This is a genomic window from uncultured Idiomarina sp., from assembly GCF_964010655.1.
In the GTDB taxonomy this organism is placed as follows: Bacteria; Pseudomonadota; Gammaproteobacteria; order Enterobacterales; family Alteromonadaceae; genus Idiomarina; species Idiomarina baltica.
In genome coordinates this window covers 116,249-140,035 of the sequence record NZ_CAXGLS010000001.1, presented here as the reverse complement: position 1 = coordinate 140,035, position 23,787 = coordinate 116,249, and the positions used below count along the sequence as shown (strand labels likewise).

19 protein-coding genes are annotated in these 23,787 nt (G+C 47.0%); 10 read left to right on the top strand and 9 right to left on the bottom strand.

The window, feature by feature from the left end:
- Positions 1 to 13: 13 nt before the first annotated feature.
- Both yajC and ABNS04_RS00610 read right to left on the bottom strand, forming a co-directional pair.
- Positions 14 to 349: a preprotein translocase subunit YajC gene (yajC, locus tag ABNS04_RS00615; protein WP_006956373.1), complete on the bottom strand. Its 336-nt coding sequence runs from the start codon at positions 347 to 349 to the stop codon at positions 14 to 16.
- 135 nt (positions 350 to 484) lie between these two features.
- A complete protein-coding gene (locus ABNS04_RS00610; protein ID WP_272977983.1) occupies positions 485 to 2,005 on the bottom strand; it encodes a sigma 54-interacting transcriptional regulator in 1,521 nt (506 codons plus the stop codon).
- Between the two features lie 141 nt (positions 2,006 to 2,146).
- Here ABNS04_RS00610 and ABNS04_RS00605 point away from each other — a divergent pair, with 141 nt between their 5' ends.
- Together ABNS04_RS00605 and ABNS04_RS00600 are read left to right on the top strand one after the other, a co-directional pair.
- Positions 2,147 to 2,761 (top strand): trimeric intracellular cation channel family protein, encoded by a 615-nt coding sequence (locus ABNS04_RS00605; RefSeq protein WP_083773273.1) that lies wholly within the window; start codon positions 2,147 to 2,149, stop codon positions 2,759 to 2,761.
- Between the two features lie 2 nt (positions 2,762 to 2,763).
- Positions 2,764 to 6,099 (top strand): PAS domain-containing hybrid sensor histidine kinase/response regulator, encoded by a 3,336-nt coding sequence (locus tag ABNS04_RS00600; RefSeq protein ID WP_272977982.1) that lies wholly within the window; start codon positions 2,764 to 2,766, stop codon positions 6,097 to 6,099.
- On the opposite strand, the gene ABNS04_RS00595 is transcribed toward ABNS04_RS00600, so the two are convergent.
- A complete protein-coding gene (locus tag ABNS04_RS00595) occupies positions 6,073 to 6,717 on the bottom strand; it encodes a response regulator transcription factor (protein ID WP_006956378.1) in 645 nt (214 codons plus the stop codon). The two genes, ABNS04_RS00600 and ABNS04_RS00595, sit on opposite strands and share 27 nt — an antisense overlap.
- A gap of 109 nt (positions 6,718 to 6,826) precedes the next feature.
- A complete protein-coding gene (locus ABNS04_RS00590) occupies positions 6,827 to 9,043 on the bottom strand; it encodes a TonB-dependent receptor (protein ID WP_272977981.1) in 2,217 nt (738 codons plus the stop codon).
- 209 nt (positions 9,044 to 9,252) lie between these two features.
- Between ABNS04_RS00590 and ABNS04_RS00585 the strand changes: the two genes are divergently transcribed.
- The 3 genes from ABNS04_RS00585 to ABNS04_RS00575 are packed head-to-tail and all read left to right on the top strand — an operon-like array spanning position 9,253 to position 13,392.
- The gene (locus ABNS04_RS00585; protein ID WP_272977980.1) at positions 9,253 to 10,548 is read left to right on the top strand and encodes an SLC13 family permease; all 1,296 of its coding nucleotides are present in this window, start codon (positions 9,253 to 9,255) and stop codon (positions 10,546 to 10,548) included.
- A gap of 16 nt (positions 10,549 to 10,564) precedes the next feature.
- Entirely contained in the window at positions 10,565 to 12,208 is a 1,644-nt protein-coding gene (locus tag ABNS04_RS00580; protein ID WP_272977979.1) for a long-chain fatty acid--CoA ligase, read from the top strand.
- Positions 12,205 to 13,392 carry a homoserine O-acetyltransferase gene (locus ABNS04_RS00575; protein ID WP_272977978.1) on the top strand — a complete coding sequence of 396 codons (1,188 nt, stop codon included), beginning with the start codon at positions 12,205 to 12,207 and terminating at the stop codon, positions 13,390 to 13,392. The genes ABNS04_RS00580 and ABNS04_RS00575 overlap by 4 nt, the downstream gene beginning before the upstream one ends.
- Positions 13,393 to 13,395: 3 nt before the next feature.
- On the opposite strand, the gene ABNS04_RS00570 is transcribed toward ABNS04_RS00575, so the two are convergent.
- Positions 13,396 to 15,147, bottom strand: coding sequence for a TIGR03545 family protein (locus ABNS04_RS00570; protein ID WP_272977977.1), 1,752 nt, complete (start codon positions 15,145 to 15,147; stop codon positions 13,396 to 13,398).
- Position 15,148: 1 nt separating this feature from the next.
- The gene (locus ABNS04_RS00565; protein WP_006956386.1) at positions 15,149 to 15,655 is read right to left on the bottom strand and encodes a TIGR03546 family protein; all 507 of its coding nucleotides are present in this window, start codon (positions 15,653 to 15,655) and stop codon (positions 15,149 to 15,151) included.
- 111 nt (positions 15,656 to 15,766) lie between these two features.
- Here ABNS04_RS00565 and ABNS04_RS00560 point away from each other — a divergent pair, with 111 nt between their 5' ends.
- Entirely contained in the window at positions 15,767 to 17,224 is a 1,458-nt protein-coding gene (locus ABNS04_RS00560) for a RimK family protein (protein ID WP_272977976.1), read from the top strand.
- Positions 17,214 to 17,690: an N-acetyltransferase gene (locus ABNS04_RS00555; protein ID WP_006956388.1), complete on the top strand. Its 477-nt coding sequence runs from the start codon at positions 17,214 to 17,216 to the stop codon at positions 17,688 to 17,690. Before ABNS04_RS00560 ends, ABNS04_RS00555 begins: the two co-directional genes overlap by 11 nt.
- On the opposite strand, the gene glpQ is transcribed toward ABNS04_RS00555, so the two are convergent.
- A complete protein-coding gene (gene glpQ, locus ABNS04_RS00550) occupies positions 17,665 to 18,693 on the bottom strand; it encodes a glycerophosphodiester phosphodiesterase (protein ID WP_272977975.1) in 1,029 nt (342 codons plus the stop codon). The two genes, ABNS04_RS00555 and glpQ, sit on opposite strands and share 26 nt — an antisense overlap.
- On the bottom strand, positions 18,690 to 19,748 hold the full coding sequence (locus ABNS04_RS00545) for a cysteine synthase A (RefSeq protein WP_272977974.1): 1,059 nt from the start codon (positions 19,746 to 19,748) through the stop codon (positions 18,690 to 18,692). The genes glpQ and ABNS04_RS00545 overlap by 4 nt, the downstream gene beginning before the upstream one ends.
- A 232-nt stretch (positions 19,749 to 19,980) precedes the next feature.
- On the opposite strand from ABNS04_RS00545, the gene ABNS04_RS00540 reads away from it, so the two are divergent.
- From ABNS04_RS00540 to cfa, 3 genes are all read left to right on the top strand, one after another.
- On the top strand, positions 19,981 to 20,319 hold the full coding sequence (locus ABNS04_RS00540) for a P-II family nitrogen regulator (protein WP_006956391.1): 339 nt from the start codon (positions 19,981 to 19,983) through the stop codon (positions 20,317 to 20,319).
- A 16-nt stretch (positions 20,320 to 20,335) separates the two neighbouring features.
- Complete coding sequence (locus ABNS04_RS00535; protein WP_006956392.1) at positions 20,336 to 21,514, top strand: ammonium transporter; 1,179 nt, start codon at positions 20,336 to 20,338, stop codon at positions 21,512 to 21,514.
- A gap of 72 nt (positions 21,515 to 21,586) precedes the next feature.
- Complete coding sequence (gene cfa / locus ABNS04_RS00530; RefSeq protein ID WP_272977973.1) at positions 21,587 to 22,702, top strand: cyclopropane fatty acyl phospholipid synthase; 1,116 nt, start codon at positions 21,587 to 21,589, stop codon at positions 22,700 to 22,702.
- On the opposite strand, the gene ABNS04_RS00525 is transcribed toward cfa, so the two are convergent.
- Positions 22,699 to 23,745, bottom strand: a complete 1,047-nt coding sequence (locus tag ABNS04_RS00525) for an AI-2E family transporter (protein ID WP_006956394.1) — start codon at positions 23,743 to 23,745, stop codon at positions 22,699 to 22,701. The two genes, cfa and ABNS04_RS00525, sit on opposite strands and share 4 nt — an antisense overlap.
- Positions 23,746 to 23,787: the final 42 nt, after the last annotated feature.

Sequence of the window (23,787 nt, the reverse complement as noted above, 5' to 3'; positions counted from 1 at the left end):
CTTACATTTTCTATTAGAGAGACTTCATTGTACCTTTAGGAAGAACAGAGGTTACAGCTGCTTTTTGTACTGTCACTTCCATTTCTTCACTCAGCGCGATGACGATAAAATCTTTGTCATCGCTCACTTTAGTAATTTTGCCAACCATGCCGCCTTGAGTGAGTACTTCGTCACCCTTGCTCAGCGAGCCAATGAGCTCTTTATGCTGCTTCATACGCTTCGCTTGTGGACGGTAAATCAGAAAGTAAAATACCAAACCGAATAATAGCAGCATGATGATCAATTCCATGCCGCCACCTTGAGCAGCTGCACCATCTTGCGCGTACGCAGGGCTAATAAAAAAACTCATAATGTTTCCTCAATTGATGTTGCTTTATAATATTTTAACGCCACCCATTTCAGATGAGGGCTGATTTCTTAATTGCAAGTGCTGGCCGCACAGTTTATCGGATTTTTGCCGTGTTTAATATGCCTAACTTTCAACCTATATTGCTAAACCCATCGCTTTAAGCCGACGCCTCAAACCTACTTGGGATACTTTCAATGCCCACATCATTTTTTCTGTATCACCATTGTACCGTTCATAGTGCTCTCGAATCGTCATCTCATCTAAATCCTGCGCTGTTTGAATCCCATCGAAGCGCTGAATAAGCTGATAAACAGAGGCTCGGGATATGTTCAGTTCCCGTGCAGTTGCTTGCAACTCAAAGCGGTTATTCTGTAAAGACTCGATGAGTTCATCTTTGCTGACACTGTTAGGCTTACGCGATTTTGTCACTTTTTTGCTGCTGGTTTGCGCTGCTGATTCTTGTTTGTTTGCAAGAATATTAATCAGCTGCGGATCCAAATATAGGCTCTCTTTATCACGGCTATCAATGACAATCTGTCGCGCAACGTTACGCAGTTGTCGCACATTCCCAGGCCAATTAAACATTAACAACTGTACGACTAAGTCAGTAGGGACCTCGGCTGTCATCGCCTTCTCCGCATGAACGCGCGCCCACTGTTCAGCGACAAAGTGATAAAATAACAAACCGATGTCTTCTCGCCGGTCGACCAGGTTCGGAACAAAGAACTGATAAGCTGACAACAAATTATTTAATCGCCACAAGACCGAGCTTTTATTTTCTGGACAGTTGTCGTAAGTGCTTGTCAGCATGAATCGACACTTTAGGGCGACCGAGTTAGCATCATTTACTGCCAATACTTTCTGGGCTTTAAACGCCTTAAATATCAGTTCATGGACTTTTTCTGAGGCGTCCTCTAAGTCTTCTAACAGTATCGTTCCACTGCCTGCTTGCTCCAACCAGCCTCTTTTTCTCTGACCATTGCGAACCACGCCAAATAACTCTTCTTCGGCAACCGCATCATGTATCGCGGCGACATTCACTGAAATGAACGGTTCATTGGCTTGATCACTGTACTCGTGAATACTGCGTGCAACGTGCTCTTTACCAACACCTGCTGCTCCTCGAATCATGACCGGTAGGCTGAGTCGTGCAATATTTTTTGCTTTATCTCTCACCGCCGCAATATCGGGACTAATACCTAAAATCATGTTGTCATCAGGAACAATCATGTGTTGCAGAGGTAAAAACTTTAAAATGAGTACGACCTTCTGACTCAAGGTCAAAATAACGCCCTCATGCATATCGTCGGCCGTTAACAGGTACTCTTGCTGAAGCGAACGGCCTGGGATCGAAACTTCCGTACTCGTACTGTGAGCGCGAACACGGAACAACTCATCAGAGTCTTTTTGAATGATTAGAGGTGAGCGGCTGATGTGTTGATCAGCCAGCGGTTTACCTGCATATCCGCTTTTTGAGAATTCAGGACGATTACGACTAACATAGCTACGACCCTCACGATCTAAGTCGAGTAATGGCGCGACTTCTCCCACTCGGTTGAGATTTGGGTGAAGCGCAATTACCAACATAGGAACCGCAGCTTGCTGCTTATCCAACGAGTCATCAACATGTTGTGTTTTAATATCGGATATATCCATAGCTTGCTAGTCCTTAAGCATTCTCGTCGTCAACTACAATATAATACTGTGGTGACCTAAAAACTGCTACATTTCTCGTCCCATCTATGGCACTGTTGGCTTTATTTTATCTGCGAAAGCGCCAAGACTAAAATGTCCTCAATTGATCTCTTATTTTACCTTACCGACTTAACAGGTGTCGCGGTATTTGCGGTAGCAGGTACATTACTTGCGTTCCGTAAAAAAATGGACGGCTTTGGCGTTATCATTCTCGCCTCCGCAACCGCCATTGGTGGGGGCACAACGCGCGACCTGATTTTAGGCCTTCCGGTGTTTTGGACACACGACCCAACTTACATTTACGTCATTATCGCGGCCGCCTTGCTTACTATCATTTGGCTAAGATTTAAGTCTTATATTCCTATCAACACATTATTAGTGGCCGATGCTTTTGGTTTAGCATTTTTCGCGACCATGGGCGCACAGAAGACCCTCGCAGCCGGCTTTACGCCCTTTATCGCTGTTATTATGGGAACCGTATCAGCGTGCTTTGGCGGCATGTTACGAGATGTGCTCGCTCGTGATGTTCCCATGGTATTAAAAAGTGAACTCTATGCAACGACATGCATCATAGGCGCTACAATTTATACAGTGCTTGTTCCCTACTTCCCTGTAACCGCATTAGTGGCGAGTATGCTGGTAACCTTAGTCGTCCGACTCGGGGCTATCAAATACCAGTGGTCGCTCCCCGTATTTAAAGAGTATGAGCACCACTAGCCATGTTATCTATCGGTTGGATCATCACCGTTGCCGTCGCTTATTTGTGCTTATTGTTCTTTATCGCCTATCGCGGTGACAACCTCAGTAGAAAGCGCGTAAAACCTTATCGTTATGCGCTAGCTCAAGGCGTTCATTGCACTTCTTGGGCGTTTTTTGGCACCGTCACGCAGTCTGCTATTTATGGTTGGTCGTTTGCCCCGACCTACGTCGGAGCTATTTTAGTTTTCCTGATTTTTCACCGTCTTCAGTTGCGTTTACTCAGCTATTGCAAGCAACAGAATATTACGTCAATTGCTGACTTAGTCGGAAGTCACTTTGGGCGCTCCTCAATACTCTCGGGGTTTATTGCAATCACTGCGCTTGTCGCCGTTGTACCCTATATCTCACTACAACTGCGGGCTGTAACAGCGAGTGTAACGACCCTGACAGGAGTCGCAACAGGTTCAAATACGTTTTTTGACTTAGCCTTGTTGGTCACACTTGCCATGGTGAGCTTTGCATTTTTATTTGGTACGCGTCGGCTGTCTTTAGCCGAGCAACATAATGGCTTGATGGACGTTGTCGCCTTTGAATCTATCGTAAAGTTGGTTGCTTTTATGATAGTCGGCGTTTTTGCTTGTTGGTCACTATTTGATGGCATGCTCGATCTTGCTCAGCAAAGTTTGGCAATACCTTCCGTCACTTCCATTTTAGAAGGGCGCCCAGATGGCGTCTATATTTTCATTGTGCACGCGTGTCTGGGGGCGTTATCGATGTTTTGCCTCCCACGTCAATTCCACGTCGGCTATATTGAGTGCAACCACCCTGATGAACTAAAAGCGGCCCGGTGGGCCTTTCCCCTTTACTTATTTGCTATCAACTTTTTTATTTTACCCATCGCACTCGCCGGCTTAGTCCTCGCCCCTGAATACGCACATACCGATATGTTTATGCTAGCGCTTCCCATTATCGCCGATCGCCCGGATATCAGTATTGTCGCGTTTATTGGCGGTTTGTCAGCGTCAACAAGCATGGTACTCATTGCGCTATTAGCGCTTAGCATCATGATGTCAAATGATGTCGTCATTCCAAGTTGGCTGCATTTATTTAAGCATCCGCGGCGAAAACTGTCGCCCCGCTTAGTACTCAACATCCGACGCGTTACCATTATTTTGGTCATGTTATTAGCTTATGGCTATTATCAGCTCACTTTGGATTCATTGCCGCTGGTTAACTCGGGGTTGATTGCATTAGCGCTACTTGCCCAATTGGCGCCCGGTATTCTTGCAACGGTACTGTGGCCAAGAGCCAGCGGTTTGGGCGTCGGTGCTGGGATACTCATGGGATGGAGCATTTGGATTTGGCAGTTGTTGCTGCCGGCGTTAAACACCACGCAACCCATGCTCGACACCGAGCTTGCCGATGGCGTGGTCTTGAGTTTAACGTTAAACTTCTCTGTGTTCTGGCTTATTTCTATGCTTCGGCCACAAATGCCTCAAACCGCCGTCCCCGCGATCAGAGATTCCATCGAGTCGAGTCGTCTAACTTGGGCTAAACTTTATACCGTTCTATCTACTTTTTATACAGACGCACAATTACGCATTATCCAACGTCGACTCGATATCGATCTCTTCTCACAGGATAACCACGCAATCGTGCCTGCGGATGTCATGGTGCGTGTCGAACGCGAACTGTCAGCCGTTATCGGTACCTCTGCAAGCCGATTATTACTGGAGTCTGTATCCGAACAGGGTTCGCTATCTGTTGATCGGATGGTCGATTGGGCCGCCGAAGCATCAAAACTCTATCGATTCAATCGGGAGTTATTACAAGCATCCGTGGAAAATATTCCTCAAGGCATCAGTGTCATCGATCAAAAGCTTCGCTTAGTCGCATGGAATCAGCGCTATGCAGAGATTTTTGCTTATCCAGATGGGATATTAGAAACCGGTATTCCCGTCGAGAAACTTCTGCGCTTTAACGCCCAACGCGGTATGCTGAGTTCTCAGGAGAGTGATGTCGAAAGAGAAATTCAAAAACGGCTTGATTACTTACGCTCAGGCAGTGCTTATTCATACCAGCGCCAGCAAGGTGAGCGAATCATTGAACTGCATGGCAACCCAATGCCAGGTGGCGGTTTTGTAACCACCTACAGCGACATTACTGAAAAGGTGGTTGCTCAAGATCAATTACGACAGATTAATGAGGAGCTTGAACAGCGCGTCGCAGAGCGTACTGAGCAGTTATTACTTGCGAAGCAGGCAGAAGAATATGCGCATCGGAGTAAATCGCGATTCTTTGCCGCAGTAAGCCACGACCTGATGCAACCGTTCAATGCCGCCAGTTTGTTTACCGATATACTCGTGACTAAATCAACCGACGCGCAACGTCCAATTACCAACCATCTAAAGCAGTCGTTAGAGCAAGCAGAGGAACTACTTACGATGCTGCTCGACATGACAAAACTCGATAGTGGACACCTTACACCCGAATATCAAACGTTTGAACTCAACTCGGTCTTGAGCCCGTTAGTAGAGCGCTATCGGTTTATGGCGCAAGAGAAGCACTTAGCGTTTCACTATCTCGACAGTCGGGTAAGAATTCGCAGCGATCGCCGATTACTGACACGAGTGTTTCAGAACTTGTTATCCAACGCGCTTCGTTATACACACAGTGGGCGGGTTAGCGTGGGCTGCAAGCGTAGAGGTGAACAAATCACCGTTTGGATTATTGATACCGGTCCTGGTATACCAGAACATAAACAACGAGAAATTTTTCAAGAGTTTCACCAACTACAAAGTGAGACAGACAATCCCGGGCTAGGACTTGGTTTATCGATCGTTGAACGTATTTGTCGCCTCATGAACTTACCTCTCACATTACGCTCTGTGGTTGGCAAAGGTACAGGCTTTGGAGTTACTTTTACCGCACTCCCAGTTGCAAACGCGCCCTCAAGTCTTAACCTCGGGGAGGAGGTTGACACCCAGGAGCTATTACTGAACGAATTCCGCGTTTTAGTCATCGATAATGACCCGCAAGTGCTCTTTGCAACCAGCGCTCTTTTAAAAGGATGGGGTGCTCAGGTGGTTACTGCCGAGGATATCAGCGATATTCATTCACTCGCACCCTGTGATTTAATTTTCGCTGATTACCATTTAAACCATGGTCAAACAGGGGTCAATGCCATACAACAGTTGCGGACACACTGGCGAAGCGATACGCCTGCTATCATCAACTCAGCTGATCCAACCGAATCGGTGCGTCAGGCCGCGATGGCCGTTGAAGCATACTTTATTCCAAAGCCACTTAAAGTCGGCGCACTAAAACGCTTACTCAAGCGTATCCGAGGCGGATAACATCTGCCGGAAAAGAATCCCTGCTTGAGTACGGTTTACGCAATGGAGTTTTCTTAAAATCGCTGAAACATGTTGCTTGATAGTGGTTTCCTGTACACCTAAATCAAACGCAATTTGCTTGTTCAAGCGACCATCTGCAATCGCTTTAAGCACTTTTAGCTGTTGCGGCGTTAAGCTTTCGAGACTGCGTGCAAAGTTCACCACCTCTTGGTCCGTCTCGGTCAAGTCAACGAGTCCTTCGGGTAGCCAGTTATCTCCTGCTAATACCGTTTCCACCGCGGCCGCCCACTCGGGTAAGGGCACCGATTTAGGAATATAAGCGCTCGCCCCCAATGCCATTGCCTGTCTTATAATATGGGCGTTTTCATTCGCAGAAACAATAACAACTAAGACATCGGGAAATTGGCTTCGTAATAACGTTAAACTTGTCAGCCCTTCATTGCCAGGCATCGACAAATCCAAGAACACCAATTCTAATTGCGGGTTTTGTTTGAGTAATGACTCTAACTGAGTGAAGCTAGAAGCCTCGAGAACTTCGGATTCAAGCGTTTCGCCAAGCGCTTGTTTAATTGCGGCGCGAAAGATCGGGTGATCATCTGCAATGATGGCGCGTGCCATGGACCTAAATACCGTGTTAAGCATTTGTTGATGCCACCATGCTAACCAGTTTTAAGGAAATATGCCAGCGCGAGCATTGCCCGCGCTGGCACGGTTGCTTTATCGAATATTAAAAACGGTAACCAACCGAGAGTGACACGGTACGCGGATCGCCGTAGTAACCCGTAACAATGTTCTCACCAAACGTGGAACCGAAATTATAGCCTGCTAGACGATACTCTTTATCGAACACATTTTTAGCATGTAAGCCGACATTCCATTGTCCACTGGTTGAATACCAGACTAGACTTGTGTTTGCCAAGCTATAGGCTTCTTCATCCAACGGTGATGGCACTTCAAAAATCTGTGTATCATCGCGATATGACACCGACGTCGACCAAATTAATGAGCCACTATCGAGAATAAACTCTTTGGTGAACCCAAGGTTCGCAGTTAACTTAGGTGTATTGGCAAACGACCACGTGTTTGATACGTCCTCGACTTGCTGAGTCTGTGGATTAAAAAATGCCACTTCATCGAACTCTGCATCAATATAGCCAAGTGAACCGGTAAAGTTTAAGGTCTCAGTGGCCGCAAATGTACCTTCTAGCTCAAATCCTTGAACAGTTGAGTCGGCCGCGTTCAGCACTTGTGACGCCACGCCCCCTGTTTCAACAGCGCGTTGAACGGTTACTTGCATGTCCTGATAGTCTGAATAGAACACCGCACCGTTTAAGCGTAACCGGCTGTCCAACCATTCACTCTTAACACCTACTTCAAAAGTGTCCACAATTTCAGGATCGTAAGGGTTCGCCGCATCTGGGTTGAGACTCACGTCGGCACGCATATCAACACCACCCGACTTAAAGCCATTACTGTAGCTCGCATACCACATTAACTCAGGCGTCATTTGGTAGCTCACGCTGGCGTGCGGAGAGAACTTACTCCAGTCTTCTTTAGTATTGAAGTCAGAGTTAACCACAATAGGGTCAGCCGAGTAATCACCTCTATCTAAGAACTTAACGCCGGCATAAGTGTAGCGATATACGTCAGCATCCTTTTCGTCTCGCGTATAGCGACCGCCCACGGTAACAGACCATTGCTCATCCAGCTGATAGCTCGCTTGTCCAAACACCGCTTCGCTGGTGGTATCGACACAGCCACCGTTATCGATTGTCAAATCCAGTAGACCCAGCACGGTACCAAACACACCACAGGCCGTGCCGTCATATAGATATAGCCCACCAATGAAATCTAGACGACCGTCAGAATAAGTTAACTGAAACTCTTGAGTGGTTTGGTCATCATCGTAATAAGCTGGGACCAATAATACGGGGTTAACCGTTGAGTCAAAGTCGATATTGGTGTCAGTGCTTCCTTCACGATAAGCAGTGATTGATTTAAATCCCCACTGCGCGTTGACATCCCAATCGACAGTCAGCGAGTACCCTTCGGTTTCAACCGAATTATCAATGGGCATTGCAGTATATGAATCAAAGACATCATCAAGATAAGGTTCATCGCTCAGTAAAGAAGGCATCAAACGATGACCCCCGCGCGCGTTTGAGTCATCTTGAGTCCAATCAGCGGCAAACTTTACGTCAACGTTTTTCGCGGCAAGCCAACGCGCATTAAAACGTCCAGTCATTAGCTCTTTGTTGTAGTTATCAGCGCCAAGATTTACAAATTCGCCATAACCATCGCGATTGAGCGTAGCAAACGCGCCGCCCACGTAAAAGTTATTGCTAAGCGCTGTCTGGCCAGATACTTTCAAATCCGTCTGATTATAGGTGCCTATAGTCCCTTTTATCTCAAACTCATCGTAACCTGTTAAGTCACGCGTCACGTATTTCATTGCCCCGCCAATGGTGTTTTTACCATACAAGGTTCCCTGAGGACCGCGTAATACCTCAACACGTTGCACATCAAGCACTTCGAGTACAGCACCTTGCGGACGAGCAACATAGACGTCATCAATGTAGATACCGACGCCGGGTTCAAAGCCCCACAATGGGTCTTGTTGTCCAATCCCACGGATATAAGCTGTCAGCGTTGAGTTGGTTCCGCGACTGACCTGAAAGGTCGTATTGGGCATCTTGTACTGTAATTCAGTGATATCTTCGATGCCGTCTCGCTCGAGTTCTTGCTCACCAAATGCGCTGACAGCTACGGGCACTTCTTGCAAACTTTCGTTAGTCCGACGAGCAGTGACTTCAATACGCTCAAGTTTATCGGATGCTTGTTGTTCCTCTTGTTTGGCGTTGTCCTGCGCCCACACCGATGCGCTGCTGAGCGCACCTGTCATCGCTAGTGTTAACAGCGAAAGTTTAAATCCTTGGTTGTTCATGGTGTTTCCCCTGACATTTATTGTCATTGTTATTGCAATTATTGGCCGTGCATCACGCACCAGAATCATGGCTGTTAAATAACCTAGCGCAAAATGTTAAAAAAGTGATCTGTACCATAGTACTATGGGTTAACTCCACGCGTTCACGCACAATAGAGCCATGCAACGACCAGAACATGGCCCGTTATTAACTCGTTGCGAGGTATTTCATGTTAAGTATGATTGGATTAGTGGGCGGTTTACTGCTGCTCATTGTACTCACATTAAGAGGAATGAACCTCTTTATCAGTGCACCGCTGTGTGCGGTTGTCGTCGCTTTGTGTAGCGGTATCCCGTTATTCACTGGCGATGTCAACTTTGTCGCCGCCTATATGGATGGATTTGCCGGCTTTGTCGCAGCCTGGTTCTTTATGTTCCTACTCGGCTCCATGTTCGGTAAATTCATGGAAGATACCGGCGCGGCAGACAGTGTGGCTAAATGGATTATCGACCGACTAGGTAAAAAACAAGCCGTATTAGCCGTCGTATTAGCTTGCGCTATTTTGACTTACGGTGGTGTGAGCGTGTTCGTGGTCGCTTTCTCAGTTTTCCCTATGGCACTCAGTCTATTTAAAGACGCTAACTTGCCACGTCGCTTTATTCCTGCTGCACTTTCGTTTGGTTCAGTTACCTTCACCATGACCTCGGCGGGTTCACCCGAAATTCAAAACTGGATTCCGATTAAATATTTAGGTACCTCACCTTACGCGGCTTGGGAAGTCAGTTTAATCGTCGCTGTTTTTATGGCGGTATTCGGTTATTGGTGGCTAACCAAGATTATCAATCGCGCTGTCGCGCGTGGCGAACATTTTGAAGCACAAGAGCACGATCCGGTATTACTTAAGCGCGATTTACCCAATCCTTTGGCAAGTTTAGTCCCGCTACTGGTCGTATTGGGACTCTCGTTTTCATTTCACGAGCAACTCGCTCAAAACGCGCTTATTGTCGCGCTACTCGGTGGCGTAATTGCTATTGCGATTATCAACTACAATTACTTCCACAAGCCTCAGTTGGCGATTTCAGACGCGACAACGGGGGCGCTTGTCGCTATCGGCAATACAGCAGCTGTGGTTGGGTTTGGTAGTATCGCCAAAATCACGCCCGCATTTGATACCGCCGTTAATGCCATGACTAATCTACCGGGTAACGAGCTGGTCGGTGCTGCCGTTGCTGTCAGTGTGATCGCAGGCTTAACAGGTTCTGCCTCGGGTGGACAAGCCATTGCCCTACCCGAAGTCGGTCCCCACTACATGGATGCAGGCGTTAACCCCGAACAGCTACACCGTATTGTTTCAATATCATCAGGCGCACTCGACTCATTGCCACACAACGGTTATGTGGTCACAACTATTCGCGCCATCTGTAAGCAGAGTCACAAAGATGCATATCCGGCAGTGGCGGCTGTCACCGTCGCCGTACCGCTGATCGGACTCAGCTTAGCTATCGCACTCTTCATGCTGTTTTAATTAAGAGGCTAAAACGATGTTAACTACAGAACTTTCTGGCAATATGATGCAGCGACCGCTACAAATTATTGATATTTTGCGCTACGCAGCAACCCGTTACCCACATCAAGAAATCGTCACACGTCGTCTCGAAGGCGACCGTCATCGCTATGATTATCAAGCGTGTTATCAACGCACGTGCCAATTGGCACATGGGCTCAACCAATTAGGTATTCAGCCCGGTGAACGCGTCGCTAGCCTCGCATGGAATACCTATCGTCATATGGAGTTATACTACGCGGTCAGTGGTATCGGCGCGGTAATGCACACGGTCAACCCGCGCTTATTCGAGGAACAAATCGCTTGGATCTTAAACCATGCCGAGAGCACCTGGGTCTTTGTTGATATATCCTTCTTAGCGATACTTGAGCAAATAGCGCCAGAACTCAAGCATGTAAAAGGGGTTATCGTGATGGTCGATGAAGACCAAATGCCCGAGCCTAAGCTCAATAACCTTTATAATTATGAAGCCCTGCTTGCCTCTAATGCGCCAGCATATGAATGGCCAGATATAGATGAGCAGAGTGCAGCTCTGCTGTGTTATACATCAGGTACCACGGGGCATCCGAAAGGCGTACTCGCTTCCCATCGCGCCATGGTACTACATGCGCAAGCAACAATGGGGAAGGATATGCTTGCACTTGATGAAGACACTGTCCTAATGCCGATGGTGACCATGTATCACGTCGCTGCATGGGGTGCGCCTTACGCGGCCCCCCTTGCGGGCAGTAAATTAGTGTTCAGTGGCGACGGTACATCAGGCGAGGTAATGAGCGAACTTATTAGGCAAGAACAAGTCAGCGTTGGCTTAGGCGTGCCGACTATTTGGCTCACTCTGCACAATCATTTATCAGAATCAAAGCAGTCGATACCCACCTTAAAGCGTGTTTGTGTCGGCGGCGCGGCCTCCCCGCTGGGGCTCGTTAAAACCTACGATCAGGTTTATGACGTCTACTGGCAGCCGATTTGGGGTATGACAGAAACAGGACCCTTGGTGTACTCAGCCCCGCCTACTCGCGACATATTGACGCGTACCAAGGAAGAACAATATCGGATTCAGACCACTGCCGGTCGTCCGGTATTTGGTTCTGAAGCGCGTATCGTCGATTTAGATAACAACCCTCTCCCCCATGATGGTGAAACACGCGGCGAGTTGCAGGTACGAGGCCATTGGATTGCCAGCCAGTACTTTCGCAACGATGATCTGACAAGCTTCCCAGACGGTTGGTTAGCGACAGGCGATATTGCCGTAATTGATCCAGAGGGCTTTATGAAAGTCGTTGACCGCAAGAAGGATGTCATTAAAAGCGGCGGTGAATGGATAAGCTCGCTTGATATCGAAAATATTGCCAGCCAACACCCCGCAGTGAATGAAGCCTGTGTTATTGGTGTTAAACACCCTAAGTGGGATGAACGCCCATTGCTACTTATCGTGCCTAATGCGGGTAAAACAATTGATGAAACAGAAATCAAAGACTTCTTGACCGGGAAAATCGCACGTTGGTGGATGCCTGACGCTATTTTGCTCGTCGAACAGTTACCGCACACCGGTACGGGTAAACTCCTCAAAACTGACCTTAGAACACAGTATCAAAATTTCTTACTGGAGAACGCATCATGAGTACACTAAAAACTGCCAAGCTGAGCCTCGTTGCGCTCTGTGGTTTGTTTATTTCAATCACGCAGGCGCAAGAACCGCTACTCGTAGAGAAACAAAGCTTTCAAATGGACAACTACACCACGGTGGGAGGAGAAACCATCAAGGATGTCACTGTCGGGTGGGAGGCTTACGGTGAGCTTAATGAGGCTAAAGATAACGTAATTCTTATTACTCACTTCTTTTCTGGCAACAGTCATGCGGCGGGAAAATATACGCCTAATGATCCGCAAGCGGGCTACTGGGATGCCATTATTGGCCCTGGGAAGGCAATCGATACCAATAAATTCTACGTCGTAAGTGTCGATTCTTTAGTTAACGCTTACCCGAATCTACCGAGTGTCATTACCACCGGACCGGCCAGTATCAACCCAGATACAGGCAAGCCCTACGGTCTTGATTTTCCTGTGGTCACTATTCGCGACTTCGTCAACGTTCAAAAAGCATTGCTTGAGTCAAAAGGAATTAACAAACTCCACGCCGTAGTAGGTGCATCCATGGGCTCACTGCAGGCTATCGAATGGGCATCCGCCTATCCAAACTGGGTCGACCGGATGGTTTCGGTCATCGGCACCGCAAAAATGGATGCGTGGACCATTGCCGGGCTCGAAATGTGGTCACAAGCTATAAAGCTAGACCCGAACTGGCGTGATGGTGATTATTACGACCATGACGCTCCTCTTGATGGCGTTACTATGGCGCAGGCGATGATTACGCATGGCGCTATGCACCCCGAGATCTTCAATCAAAGTGCCCCTCAGCAACCGACATTGCCTGCCGATGGACTTAAAACCGTGAACAATCAACTACCAGCGGCAAAGTGGCTATTCGACAGCAGTCGGGCACGTGCCCCCTTAGCTGATGCCAACCATATTCTCTATTTGGTAAGGGCTAACCAGCTTTTTATTGCAGGCCATAAAAAAACCTTAGAACAGGGGTTAGCTAATGTAACAGCGAAGTCGCTATTCTTGCCGTCGAGTAATGACTTATTGCTCATGCCGTACATGGCTGAGCATGCCAATGCGATGTTAAACGATCTGGGTAAACAGTCAGAGCTAGAATACATCGAGGGGCCATGGGGCCACCTCAATGGTCTTTTCTCGATTCAATCAAAAGCCGCTAAGTTAGCGCAGTTTTTGAACCAATAATATTTAGGAGCCGCCGAACAGGCGGCCCTTCAACTTATCTTTCAAGGAATCCTCAATTTTAGACTTAAGCAGCTCCTCGAGTTGCTTATCTAAACTGTCGGACTGCCCTTGCCAGTCACCGAGCTGATTCAAGAATGCTTCTTCACCGCCCATTTGCTCGTTAACTTTTGCCATCAAGTCTTGCTTAATCGACTGCAGTTTTTCTGAAGCCTCGCCGAGTGCCGCTTGCGAGAGCATTTGTCCAAGCTGATCGTCTAAATCGGAATTCAGCGAGAGATTCGGGCTCACGATACTACCGCCCACCTCAGTATTCACATCGAGCCGATTAAGTTGACCCAAGGCGTTAGCAATCGCCTTAGTAATTTTGCTCGTTCCTGACGCATCGACTTTTAAATCAAGCAATTTAACCAGTGCTGAACCGTCGAGTTCATTGCCTTTCACCCGCACTGAGCCGTCGCTATCTAGCACCGAAGAAATGAGTGATGCCGCTATCTCACTGTTATTAACTAGGCCGATATTACTCAACTGTGCACCTTTTAACTGCCACTGCTGTTTTGCGTCAATCCCACTGGGCAACAGCGCTAGCTCACCATTCAAGTTAAATGAGCGCCACAGTGATGCATTATCTGCACGGGCTTGGTAAGTCGTAGACTGACCCAATAAGTCATGCTGATAAGTAATATTTTCCCAGTTGACATCCACTTTTGTGCCTGCAATCAGAATCTCCGTGCGTGCCTTTTTGATTAATAATTCGGGCGCTGCATCCTGCTCGGCAAAACTGATGTTCTCGCCCATACCACGCGCTTTTTCAATGGTTTGACTATCATCTGCCCGTGCAAGCATCGGTGCAATCTGCTCATAGGCGAGTAACACATAATGACTCCATTTCTTGGCTTCCTCACCGAGCAATAAGCCTGTCACATTTTGAATACCCGTCTCATTGAGCTGGAAGAACGATCGAATACGGTCGATATCGTTACCCGGCGCCGCTTTCACTTCGCTGAGCTGAGTCTTCACCGTATCAATGCTTTGCTCAAGTTCCTCTTTAAATTGCGCAACCGCTTCTTTATCTTGTCGAATTTGTTGTTTCAACTCATCGAGTTGCTTTTTACGCTCGGCAATATCACCGAGTCCTTCAACCTTGCCCGATGTCAGTTGTTCTATTTGCTGTTTATATTGTTCAATTTTTTCCTTTTTAGGCAACTGATCGCGAGCTTGCTTAAATTCAGTCTCTTGTTGCTTAACCTTTTGCTTAGTCGTCGCGATCACGTCCTCAGTCTGCAAACCGACTTGCGCGACAATCTCATCGGTCGAAGGCAGTTTAGCCTTAACTGACGACCAACCATCCGAAGCCCAACTTTTGACCTGATCTTTATTAATAGATACATAGACCTCACCGGGTGACTCACGTTTTTGTGCCAAACGTACGCCGGTTACGTCGAGCTGTTCCATTAATACACGACCAAGAATTAGCTCGCTCAGACTCACATCACCACTGATACGTTCAGCCTGCACACGGTTTAATTCTGGCTGATTAGGGTCAGTAATTTGCACCCCTGTCAACGTCAACCGGACAGGTGACCACTGGTGAGACACCTCCGCTACATTCACTTCAGCACCGTTCAAGCGTCCGAGAGTCTGTTCAAACGTAAATTTCAAAATGGTGTCTAAAAATAGCCAAGACAATAAAACCAGAGTGCCTAACACAACAAAAAACGCGCCGAGCCCAGGCCATCTAATGATACTCTTACTCATATCAACCTCTTAAATCCGAATATACTTGCCACAGCCGGCTCCCCTTGAGAACGCGCACGATTTTTAGCTTATTAAACGTTGCCTGAATCCGTTTGCGGTAATTAATCACGATGTAGTAAGTCGTCCCCCAAACGATGGGACTAACGATGAGACTGAAAATAAAGCTTCCCATCGTAATCGTGTGATAAAACAGCGAAACACGTCCAATGGCCGTCGCGTAAACAGCTTCATAAATTGCTTGCCAACTGTCGGCTCTGAGTATAGATTCGCCAAAACTGTGAAACATCGGATCGAGTAAATAGGCGAGCCCCGAAAACACAGCGAACGAGACCAAAAACAGTGATAAATTGACTCGGAAAATCAAGGCTGCAAGTAAGATAATTAAGTTATGAACACGCCACAGTGGCGTTAATCCTAGAAACATGCCCAACACCACCGCAATGGCCAATGAGCGGGCGCTCGTTTCTGAGTTTAGCGCTTTCAGTATTCGCGCTAATAACGTAAGCATGGCGACATCCTTTTGAATTATTTTTAACTAATATAGTGTTTGATTCGTGCCTAAAGCAAATAAGCTGTTATGTTTTTATAAAAGCTTTTCATTAAAGAGATATACCCACTCATGCAACAACAAGTTCAATTAATTATCAATGATATCAGCGATTGGCAGCCGTATTATCCGAGTCAGTCATTGCTAACAGCCAATGAGTACCTACAAACACCGGCTGCGGGCAAAAGCCACATTCTTAACTTATGTGACGACCTAAGCTATCTATCAACAGGCTACTATGTCAGCTTGTTGGCAGAAGCACGTGGACAGCGCGTTTTGCCATCAGTTAACACCATTAATGATTTAAACAACTTTAATCATTATCAGCTGTTAGCAAACCCAGTCGATAAGGCAGCAAGCAAGTATCTTGCTAAGCAGACTGGCAGTACTATGCAGCTCGTCGTCTGTTTCGGACAAACATCGGTCGAGCCATTAAAGCACTTGGCGCGACAACTATTTGATCGGTATCCGTGCCCAATTATTAATATCAACTTCATCAAGGAAAATGATCGCTGGTTGATTCAGTCCTTGAGCGCTGGGCGGCTTGCTGACCTGAATGATGACGAGCAAACTTTATTTGGCGAGTCATTGGACTTATTTAATAAACGCGTTTGGCGTAAAGCTCGCGCCAAAAAAGAATATCGCTATGATTTAGCAATTCTTTATAACCCTGATGAAGCTATCCCGACGAGCGATAAAAAAGCACTCAACTTATTTATTAAAGCCGCCAAAGAATGTGACATTGAAGCGGAACTTATCACCGTGGATGACTACAACCGGTTGCTTGAATTTGATGCGCTGTTTATTCGCGAGACAACTAAGATCAGCCATTACACGTATCACTTTGCAAAAAAAGCTGAAGCAAACGGTATGGTCGTCATCGACCACCCCGATTCGATCGTGAAATGCGCCAATAAAGTATTTCTAAAGGAACTGCTTGATAAGCATCATGTCGCGACACCTAAGACCGAGTTGCTATTGTTGCAGTCTGATATCGACTATAAAGAACTGGGCGAACAACTCGGTTATCCGGTAGTATTAAAAATTCCGGATGGCTCGTTTTCTATCGGCGTAGAAAAGGTCGAAGATGAGGCTGAGTTTAAGGCGGCGGCTGAACGCTTATTTGAGCAGTCGACTATTCTATTAGCTCAAGAATTTTTAAAAACCGAGTACGACTGGCGCATTGGTGTACTCAATAACCGCCCGATATACGCATGCCAGTACTTTATGGCACGCAATCACTGGCAAATCTATAACCATAGTGAATCAAGCCGAGCTAAAAGTGGCTCTTTTGAAACCTATGGCGTTCATCAAGCACCCAAAGAGGTGGTTAAACTCGCATTGCAAGCAACCAAGCTGATTGGTGATGGGCTTTACGGCGTTGATGTGAAGATGACGCAAAAAGGCCCCGTGATCATTGAAATCAACGACAACCCATCTATCGAGTCCGGTGTTGAAGATAAGTTGCTTGGGTATGAATTGTACCGTTTAATTATGGCTGATTTTGGGCGCCGGTTAGATGAACACTAACTGCCGTATTACGATTCATCCGTGCCAGCGCAGTGATATCACTGCGCTTGTCGAGCTCGAGAATGAAGTTTTTGATTACTCTCGTATCAGCCGACGCAACTTTATACGTCTGCTGCAAAGTCCTGCTGCCTCCATCTTGCTTGCCAAAGACAGTGCAGAACAGCTGGCGGGTTATGCGGTCATTTTAACTCGACGCAATAGTCGCTATGCACGTATTTATTCCATTGCTGTCGCGCCCGCGTTTCGCGGCCGAGGCGTAGCTAAGCGGTTAGTTAACGAAGTGATTGAAGCACAACGTCAACAAGGTCGGCATGGATTATCATTAGAGGTAAAGTTGGATAACAAGCAAGCCATCCAACTTTACCAATCGTTGGGGTTCGAGACCGTTGATATACTGGTCGACTATTATGATGACGGTACGGATGGTTTAAAAATGCGGCTTACTTTTGATCCGGAAAGTCACTAAATACCCCTTGTACACCGGCTTCTTTTAACCAACCTCTTAATTGCTTGAGCGACTCAACGCCTTGAGGCAGTTGGTCAGCGCGCAATGTATAAACGTGCACTTTAAGCCCGACTTTTTCGGCATTCGTGAGCACATCAGTCCAGACAGGTTGGCCGTCTTTAACTTCCTTGAGTACGTGGCCTATCCACAGACCAACATGATCGACATAAGAAGTTAAGGACTCTAAGCCCGCATAAGTTCTCAGTGCATCGTAATCAATAGGCGTCTCGCCCCAAGCATTGTCTGCAATCAACTGTACCAACGGAAAATCACAATGAAATTCTCGTTTCACTCGTCTAAGCGTTTCGGGATCAAACGACTGAAGATAGATAGGTGTCGCTTGTTGCTGATCCGAATAACCGTTTTTGCTTAGCACATTCATCACCACTGCTAGCGGATCATAATCCTGATCGCGATACCAACGCGCGGCTTTTACCTCAATGTATACACCTGTGTTCTTATTTCTAACACGATTGAGTTCCTGAATCAGATTCAGTGACTCAGCTAAAGTTTGAATTTTGAAGTCGACCTGATTATTTTGAAACCGCTGAGGATAACGCGCAGCCCCATCACTGTTTCGGCGTGGCGTGAGGCTTAGCTGCTTTAAGTGATTAAGTGTGAAGTCGACCACATAATAACTGCCATCGGGGCGATGCCGCTCCGGAAAAACTTTGGCGACATTCGTTACCGCATCAAGTTGGGCATCATGCAAGACGACAGCCTTACCGTCACGGCTCAACTGCACATCTTGCTCTATATAGTCCGCGCCTAAGGCGTGAGCCATAACGGTTGCTGCCTGAGAATGCTCAGGTAGATAGCCTGACGCACCACGATGGGCAATATCGATGAACTCGGGGACAATGACGGGTTCGACAGTCAACTGTTCAGTCGAGTTATCCGCTTGTGCTGAGACCGATAAAGACCACGATAACGCCAGTCCAGCGACCATTGGCATCCATTTCATGAGTCATCTCCTGACCAATTGACCTCGATAAGACGATCACCTAAATGCTGATAGCGCTCGGTTAACTGTTCAATCGGCTCAGGTTCAATAGTTAAACCCTTTTGCTTGAGATAATCATCGTTGTAGAGTTTACTGGCTGAGCGCTCGCCCAGATCGCAAGCAAACGTCACAATGTTACGTCCTCGTTGACCATTCAACGCCGCTGCATAAGCAGCAGCCAGGTTAAGTGCTGAGCTACTCCCTAAGACGATTCCATCTTGCTCACGCACATACCGTGAGATACTAATGAGATCTTGATCGGGTAAGTTAACAGCATGGTCGATACGCGCTTCTTTAAAGTTATCCACCAAGCGCATGATGCCAATGCCTTCAGTCATTGAACTACCGTTCGAAACATACTCGCCGGTTCGCAAAAACTCAAAAATCCCAGAGCCGTCCGGATCAGCAAGCCAGACATCAATATTCGGGTTTTTCTCCTTGAAATAACGACTGTTACCACCGATGGTGCCGCCCGTACCCGCAACGGAAACAAAGGTATCAATGTTACCATTCAGTTGTTGCCAGATTTCTGGCCCTGTATGCAAATAGTGAGCGCGCGCATTACTCGTATTCTCGAACTGATTAGCCCACCAACAGTCATCACGCTCTTCCGCGATACGACGTGCCGTATGATAAAAATGATTAGGGTTTTTAAAGGGGACTGGATCAACCGTCTTAAGCTGGCCGCCGTGTAACGCAATCATGCGCTCTTTTTCTGGCGATTGATCATTGGGCATAACCGCAAGCATTTTAAGACCAAATGATTTGGCAACTAATGCCAGCCCAATACCGGTATTGCCTGCAGTCCCCTCGACCACTGTCATACCCGGCTTCAATTCACCACGTTCCATAGCGTCTTCTATCAGCTGCTTTGCAGCACGATCCTTAATTGAGCCGCCAGGGTTTTGAAACTCACACTTTAAATAAATATTACTGCCACTGCGCTCTGAAAGTGAGTGCACTCGTAACAAATCCGTCTGCCCTACTAAATCACTGGTGCGATTACCTACCAACATTTGTACAGTCCTCTACTTCGCTGTTGCATGATACAAGTATCCCTGTTGCGTAACTTCGGTTCAACTCAATTTGCTTTTGTTTAACTGCACCCTCGAAGTGCAACTGCACCATAACCATGCTTTCTTAACGAGCACTCTTCCCAAAGATATTCATAACTCTTTGTTTTAATTTGATTTAATTACTGGCACGAATCCTGTATTAACAATTTATCTACATTAACGGAGATCTGTTATGAAAATGATTACCGCTTTAATAAAGCCATTCAAATTAGACGATGTGCGACAAGCACTCGCGGATATCGGCTGTACCGGCATGACGATCGCGGAAGTACGAGGGTTTGGTCGTCAAAAAGGTCATACCGAACTCTATCGTGGTGCTGAATACCGTGTCGATTTTCTACCCAAAATTCGTCTAGAGCTTGCTGTCAGTGATGACCAACTAGAGCGGGCTGTTGAGGTTATCTCTGAAGCCGCCCACACCGGCAACATCGGCGATGGCAAGATTTTCGTGACGCATCTCGAACACTGTGTACGCATTCGTACCGGTGAAGTCGACCAAGAAGCCCTGTAGCTAGGAGGAATACGTGATGAATGCAGCTTCACTCGCAAGTACAGAGTACGCATTAAATACACTATATATTTTGTTGTCAGGCGCATTAGTCATGTGGATGGCAGCCGGCTTCGCAATGCTAGAAGCGGGTTTAGTGCGCAGCAAAAACACCACCGAGATACTCACTAAAAATATTGTCCTTTTTGCGCTCGCCTGTATCGCCTACCTGATAATTGGCTACACTCTCATGTATGGCGCTGGTGGTACCGACAACTTCGCCGACAATGCTGACTTTTTCTTTCAAAGTGTGTTTGTCGCTACAGCTATGTCGATTGTTTCTGGTGCAGTCGCTGAACGTATGAAATTACTGGCGTTCTTTATTTTTGCCGTCGTTCTGTCAGCCTTTATTTATCCTTTTCAAGGTAGCTGGAGCTGGGGAGGCGGATTTCTGGCTGAAGCAGGCTTTGTCGACTTTGCGGGCTCGGGTATTGTTCACATGGCAGGTGCATCAGCAGCGCTTGCGGGTGTTCTATTATTAGGCGCTCGACGAGGTAAATATAAGGACGGCAAGCCGACCGCTATTCCCGGCGCTAACATGCCGTTAGCGGCGTTAGGTACATTAATTCTCTGGTTTGGGTGGTTCGGTTTTAACGGTGGCTCACAGTTGGCCATCCATGACATAGAAAATGCAAATGCAGTGGCAAAAGTATTCGTGAACACCAATACCGCAGCAGCAGCTGGGGCAATAGGTGCACTGCTCATCACTGTTTTTATTTGGCGCAAAGCGGATCTGACAATGATTGTAAACGGGGTATTGGCCGGCTTAGTCGCGATTACTGCTCAACCCTTAACACCGGAGCCCTACACCGCCGCGATTATCGGCGCAAGCGCGGGTGTACTCGTCGTCATATCAATTATCTCACTCGACCGTCTTCGTATTGATGATCCAGTCGGCGCATTGTCCGTACATGGTGTGGTAGGTTTTTATGGCTTGATGCTTGTCCCTTTGACTGATGCGAGCGCAACTTGGTCGGTTCAACTGCTCGGCGCGGCGGCGATTTTTGGTTGGACATTTGTCGCTAGTCTGGTTATCTGGTATCTGTTAAAAGTCACAGTGGGTATTCGTGTGAGCGAGGAGCAGGAGTATCTGGGCGGTGATATCAGTGAATGCGGTGTCGAAGCCTATCCAGAGTTTACGGGCTCAACAAAGCGTTAGTGAATCAACATTTGCCTGTGACCTACTCCATTGTTAAGTTAAGAAATACTTAATACGTAAGGGTTAAGTCTCATGGCATCATCAAAAGAATACTGTAGCGAACTACTCAACCGAGCCGGCATTCAAATTAACGGTTCACACCCGTGGGATATGCAGGTACACGATGACAACATCTTTGATCAGGTGTTGTCACGTGGCAATTTAGGGCTTGGAGAGACCTATATGGCGGGGCTATGGGATGCTGAGCGTTTAGACCAGTTTTTCCATAGGTTATTACGTTCCGGCGTGCAAGATGAAGTCAATCCGGCGCGCCTAATTTTCCATTCACTGAAAAGTCGTTTATTTAATCTACAAGACGATAAGCGCGCTTGGGAAGTCGGACAAAAACATTACGATATCGGCAATAAATTATATCAAGCCATGTTGGACGAACGCATGGTGTATACCTGTGGTTACTGGCGCGACGCTGATAACCTCAACGAGGCACAACGCGATAAATTAGAGCTTAGTTGCCAAAAGCTGCAGCTCAAACCGGGTATGAGGATACTCGATATCGGTTGTGGCTGGGGCAGCTTTATGCAGTATGCAGCGGAAAACTACGGCGTTGAGTGTGTCGGTGTCACGATATCAAAAGAGCAAGTGCGCTTAGGTGAGGAGCGCTGCAAAGACCTACCTGTCGAGTTTCGTTTGCAAGACTACCGCGATCTCGACGAGTCTTTTGACCGCATCATCAGCTTGGGCATGTTTGAACATGTCGGTCAGAAGAACTATGAAGATTACATGGATGTTGCTCGGCGGTGCCTGAAAGATGATGGCTTGTTTTTACTGCACACTATTGGTAAGAACGTTTCGGATACAGCGGCTGATCCGTGGATAAGTCGTTATATTTTTCCTAACGGAGAAATCCCCTCCATCGCTCAAATCGGTGCAGCACTAGAACAACGGTTTGTTTGTGAAGATCTGCACAACTTTGGTGCCGACTACGATAAAACTCTTATGGGTTGGTTCGAAAACTTCGATACGGCTTGGCCTCAACTCGAGAGTGACTACGAAAAAACATTTTATCGCATGTGGAAATATTATTTGCTGTCATGCGCAGGCGCATTTCGCGCCCGCGACATTCAACTTTGGCAGTGGATTCTCAGTAAACAAGGTATCGAAGGTGGTTACCACCGACCTTTCGTTTAAGAACCAATATTAAACTCATGCGTGAACATATCCCAAAATGCCAAAAATAGAGCCGCTATCAGCGGACCTATGACAAAACCTGTGATACCAAACAAGCTCAGCCCACCTAATGTCGAAAACAATACAACATAGTCAGGCAGTTTGGTATCACGGCCGACTAAAAGCGGTCGCAAGGCGTTATCGGCTAGGCCAATAATAATGAGTCCGTAAAGTACCAATACGATGCCCTCGAACGTAGCCCCTGTTGCTAACAAATAGACCGATACAGGGAGCCAGACAATACCCGCACCAACGGCTGGAATGAGTGATAAAAATGCCATGACTACACCCCATAACACGGGCGCCGGAATGCCTAGCAATGCAAAAATAACACCGCCAAGCGCACCCTGAACCATCGCAACGACGATATTGCCTTTAACGGTGGCTCGAGTAACCTCCGCAAACTTCTTAAATAGCTGATGTTCTCGCTCATCGCCTAGCGGCAGCGCACGTACCATCAAGCGGATTAACTTATTACCATCACGCAATAAAAAGAAGGTCAAATAAAGCATCAACCCCAAGTTCATCACAAAGCCAAATGTATTCTGACCGACCACTAGCGCTTCTTGCGCAAAAAACTGACTCGCACTCATTGCCCATTGCGATATGCGCTCAGGGAGTGATTCTATATCAATACCCAAGCGAGCGAGTAAGTCAGGCAAAAACGGCAACCCCTTCTCAATTTTATCGACGATTTGCGCAATACTCACATCGCCGGATGACAGCTTTTGGTAAAGCTGCACGCCCTCTTGAATAAACGAGTAAGCCACCAAAAGAACAGGAATAACCACAATGACCGTAGCGATTAGCAGCGTGAGTAAGGCGGCTCGATTACTGCGCCTTCCTAGCATACGCTTCAGCCGGATCTGTAACGGATAGAAGATAACAGCAACCGCGCATGCCCAGAAAATTGACGCCCAAAATGGCTTAAGAATCAGTGCAAAAGCGATGCTCACCGCGAGCAACATAAGTAAGAATGAGCGAGTTTCCAATTTGTCTTGCATAATCGTTCCAATTGATAGAAGCTTGTGAGGTTAGCCGGTCCC